Source organism: Variovorax sp. CF313, from assembly GCF_000282635.1.
Classification (GTDB): domain Bacteria; phylum Pseudomonadota; class Gammaproteobacteria; order Burkholderiales; family Burkholderiaceae_C; genus Variovorax.
Window position 1 is genome coordinate 40279 of the sequence record NZ_AKIW01000028.1, and the last position, 12919, is coordinate 53197.

The 12919-nt window shown below is 67.9% G+C and carries 11 protein-coding genes; 3 read left to right on the forward strand and 8 right to left on the reverse strand.

The features are described 5' to 3' along the window. Nucleotides 1-34 precede the first annotated feature (34 nt). From PMI12_RS09460 to PMI12_RS09470, 3 genes are all read right to left on the reverse strand, one after another. Entirely contained in the window at nucleotides 35-1462 is a 1428-nt protein-coding gene (locus PMI12_RS09460; RefSeq protein ID WP_007831450.1) for a sensor histidine kinase, read from the reverse strand. Beyond that, complete coding sequence (gene miaB, locus PMI12_RS09465) at nucleotides 1462-2811, reverse strand: tRNA (N6-isopentenyl adenosine(37)-C2)-methylthiotransferase MiaB (RefSeq protein ID WP_007831451.1); 1350 nt, start codon at nucleotides 2809-2811, stop codon at nucleotides 1462-1464. Before miaB ends, PMI12_RS09460 begins: the two co-directional genes overlap by 1 nt. Nucleotides 2812-2892: 81 nt before the next feature. Then, nucleotides 2893-3351: a hypothetical protein gene (locus tag PMI12_RS09470; protein WP_007831453.1), complete on the reverse strand. Its 459-nt coding sequence runs from the start codon at nucleotides 3349-3351 to the stop codon at nucleotides 2893-2895. A 254-nt stretch (nucleotides 3352-3605) separates the two neighbouring features. On the opposite strand from PMI12_RS09470, the gene PMI12_RS09475 reads away from it, so the two are divergent. Together PMI12_RS09475 and PMI12_RS09480 are read left to right on the forward strand one after the other, a co-directional pair. Next, nucleotides 3606-4772 carry an efflux RND transporter periplasmic adaptor subunit gene (locus PMI12_RS09475; RefSeq protein WP_042673125.1) on the forward strand — a complete coding sequence of 389 codons (1167 nt, stop codon included), beginning with the start codon at nucleotides 3606-3608 and terminating at the stop codon, nucleotides 4770-4772. Further along, nucleotides 4769-7927 (forward strand): efflux RND transporter permease subunit, encoded by a 3159-nt coding sequence (locus tag PMI12_RS09480; protein WP_007831457.1) that lies wholly within the window; start codon nucleotides 4769-4771, stop codon nucleotides 7925-7927. The genes PMI12_RS09475 and PMI12_RS09480 overlap by 4 nt, the downstream gene beginning before the upstream one ends. 66 nt (nucleotides 7928-7993) lie before the next feature. Here PMI12_RS09480 and PMI12_RS09485 read toward each other — a convergent pair whose 3' ends face one another. The 5 genes from PMI12_RS09485 to PMI12_RS09505 are packed head-to-tail and all read right to left on the reverse strand — an operon-like array spanning nucleotide 7994 to nucleotide 11475. Beyond that, nucleotides 7994-8638: a histidine phosphatase family protein gene (locus PMI12_RS09485; protein WP_007831460.1), complete on the reverse strand. Its 645-nt coding sequence runs from the start codon at nucleotides 8636-8638 to the stop codon at nucleotides 7994-7996. A 20-nt stretch (nucleotides 8639-8658) separates the two neighbouring features. Then, nucleotides 8659-9282 (reverse strand): DUF4136 domain-containing protein, encoded by a 624-nt coding sequence (locus PMI12_RS09490; RefSeq protein ID WP_007831462.1) that lies wholly within the window; start codon nucleotides 9280-9282, stop codon nucleotides 8659-8661. A gap of 46 nt (nucleotides 9283-9328) precedes the next feature. Beyond that, nucleotides 9329-10261 carry a tRNA 2-thiocytidine(32) synthetase TtcA gene (gene ttcA, locus PMI12_RS09495; protein WP_007831464.1) on the reverse strand — a complete coding sequence of 311 codons (933 nt, stop codon included), beginning with the start codon at nucleotides 10259-10261 and terminating at the stop codon, nucleotides 9329-9331. Between the two features lie 42 nt (nucleotides 10262-10303). Then, complete coding sequence (locus tag PMI12_RS09500) at nucleotides 10304-10684, reverse strand: dihydroneopterin aldolase (protein ID WP_007831468.1); 381 nt, start codon at nucleotides 10682-10684, stop codon at nucleotides 10304-10306. 8 nt (nucleotides 10685-10692) lie between these two features. Then, on the reverse strand, nucleotides 10693-11475 hold the full coding sequence (locus PMI12_RS09505; RefSeq protein WP_007831470.1) for an SDR family oxidoreductase: 783 nt from the start codon (nucleotides 11473-11475) through the stop codon (nucleotides 10693-10695). 21 nt (nucleotides 11476-11496) lie between these two features. Between PMI12_RS09505 and PMI12_RS09510 the strand changes: the two genes are divergently transcribed. Next, nucleotides 11497-12612 carry a class I SAM-dependent methyltransferase gene (locus tag PMI12_RS09510; protein ID WP_007831471.1) on the forward strand — a complete coding sequence of 372 codons (1116 nt, stop codon included), beginning with the start codon at nucleotides 11497-11499 and terminating at the stop codon, nucleotides 12610-12612. Nucleotides 12613-12919 lie beyond the last annotated feature (307 nt).

The window sequence follows — 12919 nt, forward strand, 5'->3', positions numbered from 1 at the left end:
AGGCAGTGTTGGAGAGGAGAAGACGCCAGGGTGGTCAGGCCGTGCGCGGCAGTTCGATGCGAAAGCGAGCACCGGGTCCGCCCGGCTGCAGGGTGATGCGGCCCCCGTGGGCTGCAATGTACTCCTGCACGATGGAAAGTCCGATGCCCGTGCCTTTCACCGTGTGCTCGGGCTGGCGCTCGCCGCGGAAGAAAGGTTCGAAGATCCGGTCGCGGTCGCCCTCGGCGATGCCCGGCCCGGCGTCGTTGACGTCGATGTGCACTGCCTCGGGCGTCCCCGATACCGCCAGGGTGATGACACCGCCCGTTACCGAAAAGCGAATGGCGTTGCTCAGCAGGTTGGCGATCGCGGTGCCGAGCTTGGTGCGGTCGACCGTGATCGCGATGGGGTCGCCCTCGGCCCGCACGCGCAGGCCATGCGACTGCCATTGCAGGCGCTGGGCCTCGATCTGCTCTTCAATCAACGGCAGCAGCTCGGTGCGCTCGCGGCGCAGTTCGCGCGCCTCGAAGGCGGCGGCGTTGAAGCGCAGCAGCGCCTCGATCTGGCCCTGCAGCGACACGGTGTTCTGCTGCAGGATCTGCGCAACCTCGAGCTGCGCCGGGTTCAGCGGACCGGTCACTCCGTCTTCGAGCAGCGAGACACCCTCGCGCAGCGCGGCCAGCGGCGTCTTCAGCTCGTGCGACACGTGGCGCAGGAAGCGCGCCTTGTCGGCATCGAGCTCGGTCAGGCGCAGCCGCAGCCACTCGAGCTGCTGCGACACGCGCCGCACGTCGGCCGGGCCGCGGATGTCGATGGGCTCGTCGAGCCGGTTCTGGCCGAGGCCGACGATGGCGTGCTCCAGCCGCTTGAACGGCCGAGCCAGCCAGATGCCGAAGGCCAGCGCCAGCGACACGGCCAGCACGCTGGCGGCCACCACTTCGCGCATCAGCCGGCGGCGCGCGTTCTCGATGCGCCTGGCCAGCGCGTCGTTCTGCGTTTCGATCAGGAACTGCGCCTGCTGCGCAAGGTTGGTGTTGAGCGCGTCGAGTTCGCGGAATTGCATCGCCATCGTGCTCTCGCGGGCCAGGGCGCTGTCGGCGTTGCCGCTCATCAGGCCCTCGATCACGCCGAGCTGGGTGCGCCACATCTCGATGCCGGCGGGCGCCAGGCCGTTCTTCTCCAGGCGCTCGAGCACCTGGTGCGCCTCGCGCGCAGCGTCGTCGAAGCGGCGGCGCAGCACTGCGTCGTTGAGCACCAGCGACTGGCGCCCGGCGCGCTCCATGGCCGCGCTGCGCTCGGCCAGCGACTGGGCCGCGCCCGACAGGCGCAGCGCGCGCGCGGCCGCGTCGCGGCTCTGCGTCATGAGCGCGTCGTACTGCAGCACCGAACGCAGCGCCACGCCGACCAGCAGCGCGGTGATCAGCAGGAAGGCAAACAGCAGGAGCTGCTGGAACGAGCCCCGGGTAGACGGTCGCTTCGCCATCAGTGGGCGAGCACCGGCATCAACGATTCGTTCGTCACGACCTCGCCGCGCAGCGTGTAGGCCAGCGAGCGCGTGATGCGCAGGTCGGCCATCTGGCCGACGAGGCGCGCGTCGCCTTCGAAGTTGACGACGCGGTTGCAGGCGGTGCGGCCCATGAGTTCGTTCGCGTCCTTGCGCGAGGCGCCTTCCACCAGCACGCGCTGCGTGGTGCCGACCAGCGCCTGGCCGAAGCGCTTCACGTTGACGTCGATCACGGCCTGCAGCGTGTGCAGGCGAGCGAGCTTCACTTCATACGGCGTGTCGTCCTGCAGTGCGGCGGCGGGCGTGCCGGGGCGCGGGCTGAAGATGAAGCTGAAGCTGGCGTCGAACTGGCAGTCGTCGATCAGCTTCATCATCTTGTTGAAGTCGTCGTCCGTCTCGCCGGGGAAGCCGACGATGAAGTCGCTGCTCAGGGCGAGCTCGGGGCGAATGGCGCGCAGCTTGCGCACCGTGCTCTTGTATTCCATGGCGGTGTAGCCGCGCTTCATCGCCATCAGGATGCGGTCGCTGCCGTGCTGCACCGGCAGGTGCAGGTGGCTCACGAGCTGCGGCACCTTGGCATAGGCCTCGATCAGCCGGGGCGTGAACTCGTTCGGGTGGCTCGTGGTGTAGCGGATGCGCTCGATGCCGGGGATCTCGGCGACGTATTCGATCAGCAGCGCGAAGTCGGCGATCTCGGCGGTGTCGCCCATCCTGCCGCGGTAGGCGTTCACGTTCTGGCCCAGCAGCGTGATCTCGCGCACACCCTGCTCGGCCAGGCCGGCGATCTCGACCAGCACGTCGTCGAGCGGGCGGTTCACCTCCTCGCCGCGGGTGTAGGGCACCACGCAGTAGCTGCAGTACTTGGAGCAGCCTTCCATGATCGACACGAAGGCCGTCGCGCCCTCGACGCGCGCGGGTGGCAGGTGGTCGAACTTCTCGATCTCGGGGAAGCTGATGTCCACCTGCGGGCGGTTCAGGCGCTCGCGGTCGTTGAGCATCTCGGGCAGGCGGTGCAGCGTCTGCGGGCCGAACACGATGTCGACGTAGGGAGCGCGCGCGATGATGGCCTCGCCCTCCTGGCTCGCCACGCAGCCGCCCACGCCGATCTTCACGCCCCTGGCCTTCAGGTGCTTCACGCGGCCGAGGTCGGAGAACACCTTTTCCTGTGCCTTCTCGCGCACCGAGCAGGTGTTGAACAGGATGAGGTCGGCCTCGTCCACGTTCTGCGTGGGCTCGTAGCCCTGCGCGGCGTTGAGCACGTCGGCCATCTTGTCCGAGTCGTACTCGTTCATCTGGCAGCCGAAGGTCTTGATGAATACTTTTTTCATGGGGAGCTCTCTCTCATGCCCTCCGCAACAACGGGGAGGGCTCGGCGGCGGTCAGCGCATGGGCCGCGCCGCCGTCTTTGCCTACTGCGTGTTGACGGTGTCGTTCGAGGTGAACGGCCAGATGTTCAGGAACGGCTTGTTCAGCGATTCGCGTGGGGCCGAGGCTTCGTCGGCCGTGAGGATCCAGACCTCGCGCAGCAGGCCGGCGGCATCGCGCGTGTAGTTGACCAGGTACTTCTGGCCGGTGATGGCGCCGGGCATGACCAGCATGTTCTGCGGGCTCCGGATGCGCGCGCCGGCCCCCAGCCGATCGGCATGGCCGTCGAGGTCGACGTCGGGCGCGTTGAGGACCGTGAACTTGCCGCGCAGGGTGCCGATGGGGAAATTGCGGCCCCCAACGAGCGATTCGTTCTGGGTCTGCGGCCGGGGCACTTCGTCCTGCGCGCTGGCGGTGAGCGGAAAAAGGCCTGCCGCAGCAATGGCTGCTGTGCAAAGCGCTATGAAGGTGAGAGCATTCGTGGGTGTCTTGCAGCGGTTCATGGGGTTTATCCAGAGGCTGTGGAGCGGCGATTTTAGCGAGGGGGTGCGGTTCCCCGGCGCCGGCCACAGCAGGTAGTGCGGGGCTTTCGGTTGACTGGCTTTACATTTCTTTACGGGGGCCACGAACACCGGGAGTCGGCCGCTGATCCAATAGCCGCTGTCAGCCCAAAGTGCACAAAGAACCCATGAAGAAAAATGTCGCTGTCGCCCTTGCGGGCGTATTGATCGTAGCCGTCGCGGGCGGGTGGTGGAGCATGTCCGGGGACAAGTCTGCCGGCAAGGACGCGAAGGCTCCGGCTGCGAACAGCAACAGCGGCGGCGCCCCCGCACTCGTGACCCTGGCCACCGCGCAGAAGCAGGATGTGCCGGTGACTGTGCAGGTCAACGGCAGCGTGGTGTCTCTCAACAGCGTCGACCTGCGTCCGCAGGTGACGAACACGGTGAGCGCGGTGCATGTGAAGGAAGGCCAGTTCGTCAAGGCCGGCCAGCTGCTCTTCACGCTCGACGACCGCAACGACCAGGCCAACCTCGCCCGCGCCCGCGCGCAGCAGCAGAAGGACGAGGCCACCATGGCCGACCTGGAGCGCCAGTACAAGCGCAGCCAGGACCTCGTGGCGCAGAACTTCATCGCCAAGAGCGCGGCCGACGCCACGCTCTCGCAGCTCCAGGCTCAGCGGGCCTCCGTGGCCGCCGACCGCGCGGCCGTGCAGTCGGCGCAGGTGGCGCTGGGCTACGCAACGCTGCGCGCGCCCATCGCCGGGCGCATCGGCGCCGTCAACATCTACCCGGGCACGCTGGTGCAGCCGACGCTGTCGCTCGTCACCATCACGCAGCTCGACCCGATTGCCGTGAGCTTCCCGGTACCCGAAGGCAACCTGCAGGATCTGCTGGAAGCCGCGCGCTCGCACGCCAAGGTCGAGGCCGTCGTCTCCGGCGGCAAGGCGCCGCTGAGCGGCACGCTCGACTTCGTCGACAACACCGTCGACCCGCAGATCGGCACGGTGCGCGCCAAGGCTGTGTTCGCGAATGCCGACCAGAGCCTGTGGCCCGGCCAGTTCGTGGGCACGCGCATCACGGTGCGCACGCTCAACGGCGCCACGGTGGTGCCGGCCGCGGCGCTGATGATGCTGTCCGACGGCACTTCGCTCTATGTGGTCGACGGGGGCAAGACCGCCACGCGCCGCAAGGTGAAGACGCTGCACACCTTCGGCACCAATGTGGCGGTGAGCGGCGTGGAGCCGGGCGAGCAGGTGGTGATCGAGGGCAGCCAGAACGTGCGCCCGGGCGGCAAGGTCCGCGTCGATGCCAAGGCGCCGGGTGCGCCTGGCGCAACGGGCAACGGCACCACCGGCGTCACGCCCGGCAGCGCCGCTTCTTCCGACGGCGCCGACATCAAGCCGCCGCAGCGGGAACGCGCATGAACATCTCGGAGCTCTGCATCCGCCGTCCGGCGATGACGGTGCTGCTGTCCGCGGCGGCCGTGGTCGTCGGCATCTTCGCGTACTTCAGCATCCCCGTCGCCGCGCTGCCCAGTTACAACACGCCGGTCATCAACGTCAATGCGCAGTTGCCGGGCGCGAGTCCGGACACCATGGCGAGTTCGGTGGCACTGCCGCTCGAAAAGCAGTTCTCCACCATCCCGGGCCTGCAGACCATCAGTTCGGTGAACACGCAGGGCGTGTCCTCGATCACGCTCGAATTCGTGAGCAGCCGCGACATCGACGCCGCCGCGGTCGACGTGCAGGCCGCGCTGCTGCGCGCCCAGCGCCAGCTGCCGCAGGAGCTCACGCAGCTGCCCTCGTACCGCAAGGTCAACCCGGCCGACGCGCCGGTGCTGTTCATCGCGCTGATCTCGCCGTCGATGAACCCGTCGGAGCTCAACGACTACGCCGAGAACCTGATCTCGCCCACGCTGTCGACCATCGATGGCGTGGCGCAGGTGGGCGTGTACGGCCGCAAGGCTTTCGCGGTGCGCATCAAGGCCAATGCCGACCTGCTCAACGCGCGCAACATCACGCTCGACGAATTGGCCAAGGCCGTGAACTCGGCCAACGCCAACACGCCGGTCGGCGTGCTCGACGGCCCGCGCCAGACGCTCACCATCCAGGCCAACCGCCAGCTCCTGAAGGCGGCCGACTTCGCCAAGCTGATCGTCGGCCAGCACAACGGCGCGCCGGTGCGGCTCGACGAAGTGGCCACCATCGAGGACAGTTTCGAGTCGGTGAAGACCGCGAGCAGCTTCAACGGGCAGGACTCGATCTCGCTGGCCGTGCAGCGCCAACCCAACGCCAACACCGTGCAGGTGGTCGATGCGGTGCGCGCGCTCATCCCGCGCTTCAAGGCGGAGCTGCCGCAGTCGGTCGAGATCCAGATGGTGAACGACCGCTCCATCTCCATCCGCGAGGCCGTGCACGACGTGCAGCTCACGCTGCTGGGCACCATCGCGCTGGTGGTGCTGGTGATCTTTCTGTTCCTGCACCGGCTGGTGGCCACGCTGATCCCGGCCGTGACCATTCCGATTTCGCTGATCGGCGCGGTGGCGCTGCTCTATGCCTTCGGCTACAGCCTGGACAACATCTCGCTGCTCGGCATCACGCTGGCCGTGGGGCTGGTGGTGGACGACGCCATCGTGGTGCTGGAGAACATCATGCGCTACGTCGAGAAGGGCATGGACCCGTTCGCGGCGGCGCTGCGCGGCGCGCGCGAGGTGGGCTTCACCATCGTGTCGATCTCGATCTCGCTGGTGGCCGTGTTCATCCCGATCTTCTTCATGCCCGGCGTGATCGGCCTGCTGTTCCACGAGTTCGCGGTGGTGGTGGCGCTGGCGGTGCTGGTGTCGGCCGTGGTGTCGCTCACGCTGGTGCCGATGCTCGCGAGCCGGCTGCTCAAGCAGGTGCCGCGCCGTGCGGGCGCGCTCGATCACGAAGAAGAGCATCCCGAGCCGGGCACGGCCATCGGCCGAGCCTTCGAGCGCGGCTACCGCGCGGTGCACGCAACCTACATGCGCTCGCTCGGCTGGACGCTGATGCACCGCAAGGTGATGCTGGCGATCGCGGGGCTGACCTTCGTCGTCACCGGCTGGCTGTTCGCGACCATCCCGAAGGGCTTCTTCCCCGAGGAGGACATCGGCCAGATCCAGATCACGACCGAGGCTGCTGAGGACATTTCATTCGGCGCCATGAAGGCGCTGCAGGACCGCGTGGCCGCCACCCTCAAGGACGACGCGAGCGTCAACTACGTGAGCTCCTTCGTCGGCGTGGGCGGTCCCACGGCCACGCAGAACTCCGGGCGGCTGTTCGCGGTGCTCAAGCCGCGCAGCGAGCGCCCGCCAATGGCGAAGGTGCTCGAATCGCTGCGCCAGCGCTTCCGCGAGATCCCCGGCATTGCCGTCTACATGCAGCCGGTGCAGAACCTGCGCCTGGGCGGACGCCAGAGCAAGGCGCGCTTCCAGTACACGCTGCAGAGCGTGAACGCGGGCGAGATGGTGCCGTGGGCCACGCGGCTCATGGAGCGCATGCGCGCCGACCCGGCTTTCCGCGACGTGACCAGCGACTCGCAGAACCGCGGCCTGCAGGCCACGCTCGACATCGACCGCGACAAGGCCGGCGTGCTCGGCGTGGCGGTGGGCGACCTGCGCACCGCGCTCTACAACGCCTACGGCGACCGCCAGATCGGCAGCATCTACGGCACGAGCAACACCTACCAGGTGATCCTTTCGGCGGCCGACAACGATCGCCAGTTCGAGGAAGACGTCTCGCGCCTGTCAGTGCGCAGCACCACGGGCAGGCTGGTGCCGTTGTCGGCCTTCTCGACCGTCAAGCGCACCGTGGGGCCGACCGCGGTCAACCACCAGGGCCAGCTGCAGGCGGTGACGGTGTCGTTCAACCTCGCGCCCGACGTGCCGCTGGGCAACGCGACCGCGAAGATCGACCGCTTCAAGGACGAGCTGAAGATGCCGCCCTCGATCATCACCACCTACGGCGGCGATGCGGCGGTGTTCCAGAGTTCGCAGTCCAGCCAGGCGGTGCTGCTGGTGCTGGCGGTGCTCGTGATCTACGTGCTGCTCGGCGTGCTGTACGAGAGCTACATCCACCCGATCACGATCCTCGCAGGGCTGCCTTCGGCGGCGGTGGGCGCGCTGATCTCGCTGAAGCTCTTCGGCTTCGACCTGACGCTGATCGCGACCATCGGCATCCTGCTGCTGATCGGCATCGTGAAGAAGAACGCGATCATGATGATCGACTTCGCGCTCGATGCGCAGCGCACCGAGGGCCTGCAGCCGGTGGACGCGATCCGCGAGGCCTGCCGCCTGCGCTTCCGGCCGATCATGATGACCACGCTGGCCGCGCTGATGGGCGCGCTGCCGCTCGCGCTAGGCCTGGGCGCCGGCGCCGAGCTGCGCCAGCCGCTGGGCGTGGCGGTGGTGGGCGGGCTGATCTTCTCGCAGGTGATCACGCTGTACATCACGCCGGCGATCTACCTCGCGCTGGACCGCTACAGCGGGACGGGGCCGATGGTGAATCTGCCGGACGAGGCGAAGGCGGAAGCGGGCCATGGGGCTGCTTCGCACGCTTGAGGGATTCGGGGGCGTGTGCGAAGGGCGCACCTCGGACAACACACAGCGCATCGTGAAGAGCGATGCTTAGCTCGTCGTCTCGTCGAGCGCGTCACCTGCCGTCAGATGGGCGGTGTCGCTCCAGCCCACGAGGCTGAAGCCTTCCGGCGTCCAAAGCATGCGGTTGATCGCGGCATTGCCGAGTTGCCAGGTGCGCGGCGCCTGCAGCTCCTGGCGGGTGGCGGCGCGGTAGAGCACGTCCATCACGCCGCCGTGTGCGACCAGAACCACCAGTTCGCCCGGATGGCGCGCCGCCAGTTCGGCGGCCACGCCCGTCACACGGTCGCGGAACATCAGCAGGCTCTCGCCGCCCTCGGGCTCGAATTCGGGATCGCGCTCGCGCCAGAGCCTGGCCTGCACGGGCAGCGTGGCTTCGATCTCGGCAAAGCTCAGGCCCTCGAAGTTCCCGAAGGCCCGTTCGCGCAGGCGCGGCTCGGGCTGCACGGGCAGGCCGTGGGGCCTGGCGATTTCCTCGGCGGTCTGCCAGGCGCGCGAGAGGTCGCTGGCATAGACGACGCCGATGGGCTCGTCGGCCAGCGCACTGCCGGCGCGCTGTGCCTGCCAGATGCCCGTGGCGTTGAGCCCGATGTCGAGCTGGCCCTGGATGCGGGTGTCGACGTTCCAGGCGGTTTCGCCGTGGCGAACGGCGATCAGGCGGGTGGCTTCTTCCATCCGGGGAATTCTAGAAGGCGCTACTTCCGGGCCTGCGCCGTCGGCAGTTCGATGTTGACCCGGCGCTCGCCCTGCGGCGGGTTCGGAAAGCCCTGCAGCGCGGCCTGGAACATCACCGGCAGGATCGCCGTGCTCGAGGTGTAAGGGCCGTCGTTCCGGGCGCGAGTTTCGTACACCACGCGGTTGGAGCCTGCCTCGCGAAGCACGATGCTGACCTCGCGCTCGTACCAGGGGTTGGCCGGCGGCGCGAACATCGGGCCGCCATACCAGCCGCCGCCGTACCAGCGCCGGCCGTAGTTGCCATAGCCGCCGTAACCGTAGCCCCAGGGACCGTTGTAGAGCCACGGGTCGGCCCAGGGCGAGAGGCCTGCCGTCACGCGCGCGCCGATCTGCGCGGTGTACTGCGGCCTGGCATCGTCGCGGCGCAGGCCGACCTTGTCGAGCGCGGCGCCGGCCATGGCTTCGAGCGATTCCTGCCGCGCGCCGTCGGCCTGCTGCGAGGGCAGGCGGTCGAAGCGGTAGGAGGCGCCGGGGGCCACGGTGCCGATGGAGGAAAAGCTCTTCACGTCGCTGTCGACCACCCAGGAGGTGGCGCAGCCCGTCAGGCTTGCGGCAAGCAGAAAAGCCGAGAACGCAGATTTCATGAGGGTCTCCGGGCGCTGAAGCCCAAAATTCCCCTGGGTTGCCCGTTCAGCCCTGGACGATGCGCAGGGCGGCAGGTGCCTGGGAGAGCAAATCGAAGGAAGGCGGGTCGAAGGCCTTGTCGCCATCGTCGTCCGCCACGCCCGTTGCCTTCAGACCCTTGAAGTCATGCTGCGTTCCGTCGAGCAGGTGCGAAGGCACCACGTTCTGCAGCGCGGTGAACATGTTCTCCACGCGGCCGGGATACTTCTTGTCCCATTCGCGCAGCATTTCGCCTACCTGCTTGCGCTGCAGGTTTTCCTGGCTGCCGCACAGCGTGCACGGAATGATCGGGAACTCGCGGTGCTGGGCCCAGCGCACCGTGTCCTTCTCGGCCACGTAGGCCAGCGGGCGGATCACGACGTGCTTGCCGTCGTCGCTCACCAGCTTGGGCGGCATGCTCTTGAGCTTGCCGGCGAAGAACATGTTGAGGAAGAAGGTCTGCAGCATGTCGTCGCGGTGGTGGCCCAGCGCGACCTTGGTGGCGCCCAGCTCGTCGGCCACGCGGTACAGGATGCCGCGGCGCAGCCGGCTGCACAGGCCGCAGGTGGTCTTGCCCTCTGGAATGACGCGCTTGACGATGCTGTAGGTGTCCTGGTTCTCGATGTGGAAGTCCACGCCCAGGTCGCTCAAATACCGGGGCAGCACCTCTTCGGGAAAGCCGGGCTGTTTCTGGTCGAGATTGACCGCGACGATGTCGAAGTGAATCGGCGCGCGCGCCTTCAGCTTGAGCAGGATGTCGAGCAGCGCGTAGCTGTCCTTGCCGCCCGAGACGCACACCATGACCTTGTCGCCCTCTTCGATCATGTTGTAGTCGACGATGGCCTGCCCGACCTGGCGGCACAGGCGCTTTTCGAGCTTGTGCGTTTCGCGCTCGATCTTCAGGGAATTGGCAGTGGCGTCGGCGGCGGCGGGCGCCTCGTCGATCCAGACGGCGTTCATGGGCAGCAATGTCTTGGGGGAAAAGGGGGATTTTGCCCCGGATCACCATTCCCCGGCTTCCATGCGGATCGCCACCTCGCAGTCGTCGAAGATTTCGAGCTTGGCGATCTTCACGCGCACGCCCAGCACGCCGGGCAGTTGCAGCAGGCGCTGCACCAGCTTGCCGATCAGGCTTTCGAGCAGGTTGACGTGCTCGGCGGTGCACTCCTCGATGATGATGCGGCGCACCTTGCGGTAGTCGAGCACGTGGAAGATGTCGTCGTCCTGCGGCAGCAGCGGCTGCGGGCCGAGGCTGAGTTCGGCATCGACCAGGATCGGCTGCGGCGCCGTCTTTTCCTGCTCGAGGATGCCCAGGTTTGCGTCGAAGCGCAGGCCCTGGAGGGTGAGTGTCTGGCGGCCTTGCACGGGCATGGGAATGGACATGGTGGTGCTCACATGAGCGAGAAATCGCGCTCGAATTTCATCAGGTGCTGGCCGCCGTCCACCAGCAGCGTGGTGCCGGTGATCGAGCGGTTCTCCAGCGCGAACCTCACCGTGGCGACCACGTCGTCCGGGGTGGAGGAGCGGCCCAGCGGCGACAGCTTGTGCAGCTGCGCGAACCTGTCGTCGTCCAGCATGTGGCTCGCCAGCGTAAGGCCGGGCGCCACGCCGACCACGCGCACGCGCGGTGCAAGGGCCAGCGCCAGCATCGGCGTGGCGGCTTCGAGCGCGGCCTTGGAAAGTGTGTAGCTCAGGAAGTCGGGGTTCGGGTTCCAGAGCTTCTGGTCGAGCAGATGGACCACCGCGCCTTGTGCGTCGCGGGCCGCCAAGTGCTCGTGCAGGGCATGCGCCAGCAGGATCGCCGCGCCGGTGTTGCTGCGCGCATGGCGCTCCATGAGTGCGTAGCTGAAGGTGGCGGCCTCGTCGTGCTCGAACAGCGCGGCGCTGTGCACCACGGCATCGACGCCGCGAAAGCGCGCGACCACGCGCGGCAGCAGGGCGCGCGTGGCCTGTTCGTCCTCGAGGTCGGCCGCGAAGAGCGCCGAATCGCCCGAGAGCGCGGCGCAGTCGGCCACCGTCTGCTCGGCCTCGGTGCGCGAACTGCGGTAGTGCACCGCCACCTGCCAGCCGCCCGCGGCGAGCGCCAGCGCGATCTCGCGGCCCAGCCTGCGGCCCGCGCCGGTGACGAGGACGGTGCGGCGGGAAGCGGAGGAGGAGGGCGCGGCGGGGCTCATGCGAGGAGGGAGAATGGCGCTGTGACGACAAAGACGACCCCCAGCAGTTTACCCACCGCCCTCGACCACCTCATCGCGCGCTCCGTCGAGCGCGCGGGCGGATGGATCGGGTTCGACCGCTTCATGGCGCTCGCGCTGTACGCGCCGGGCCTGGGCTATTACGCCAACACTTCGGCCAAGTTCGGCCACATGCCCTCGTCGGGCAGCGACTTCGTGACGGGGCCCGAGTTGACGCCGATGTTCGGGCAGACCCTGGCGGCGCAGGTGGCGCAGGCACTGGAGAAGACGGGCACCGACACGGTGTGGGAATTCGGCGCAGGCTCGGGGGCGCTCGCGGTTCAGCTGCTGCATGCGCTCGACGAGATGGGGCGCAGTGATGTGCGCTATCGCATCGTCGACCTGTCGGGCACGCTGCGCGAGCGGCAGCAGCAGGCGCTGGTGCGCTATGCGGACCGCGTTGAATGGCTCAACGAGCTGCCCGATTCGATGGAAGGCGTGGTGGTCGGCAACGAGGTGCTCGATGCGATGCCCGTGCAACTGCTGGCGCGTGTGGGTGGGCAGTGGTTCGAGCGCGGCGTGGTGCGCAACGCGCAAGGCGACGGCTGGGCCTGGGCCGATCGCGTCACCGAACTGCGGCCGCCGGTCGAGGTGCCCGGCGAGCACGACTACCTGACCGAGATCCATCCGCAGGCGCGGGCCTTCATCGCCACGCTGGCCGACCGGCTCGGCAAGGGCGCGGCCTTTCTCATCGACTACGGTTTTCCCGAGGCCGAGTACTACCACCCGCAGCGCCACATGGGCACCGTGATGTGCCACCGCGCGCACCAGGCCGATGGCGACCCGCTGGCCGACGTGGGCTACAAGGACATCACCGCGCACGTCGACTTCACCGGCATTGCGTTGGCGGGGCAGGACGCGGGGCTCGAAGTGCTGGGCTATACGAGCCAGGCGCGGTTTCTGCTGAACTGCGGGTTGCTGGCTCGGATGGAAGCGGGGTCCGTCGCGGAGCGGGCGATGGCGGCGCGGCTGATCCATGAGCACGAGATGGGGGAGTTGTTCAAGGTGATTGGCTTTGCCGTCGGCGAGGCTTGGGATGCGATGGGGTTTGCAGAAGGGGATCGCAGTCATACGCTTTGAGCGGTTGGCTTGGGTTGCTTTCCGGGGCCGGGACTCGCCCCGGCGGGCGACCTACTTTTCTTTGCTTCGCCAAAGAAAAGTAGGCAAAAGAAAGGCGACCCCACTGTCTGCGACCCTTCGCTTCGCTACGGGCAACCTGCGGTGCTCGCGTTTCGCGGGGTCTCGCAGAACTCGCTTCGCTCAAACAGCTGCGAGCCCTGATCCGCGAAACGCTGCGCTCCTCGGCGCAGCCAGAGGGGAGGGGAACCCTCCCGGGCCTTTGCTTCGCTTGGCCACCAAGCCACCGCAGGCGCAAAGCGCCTGCGGT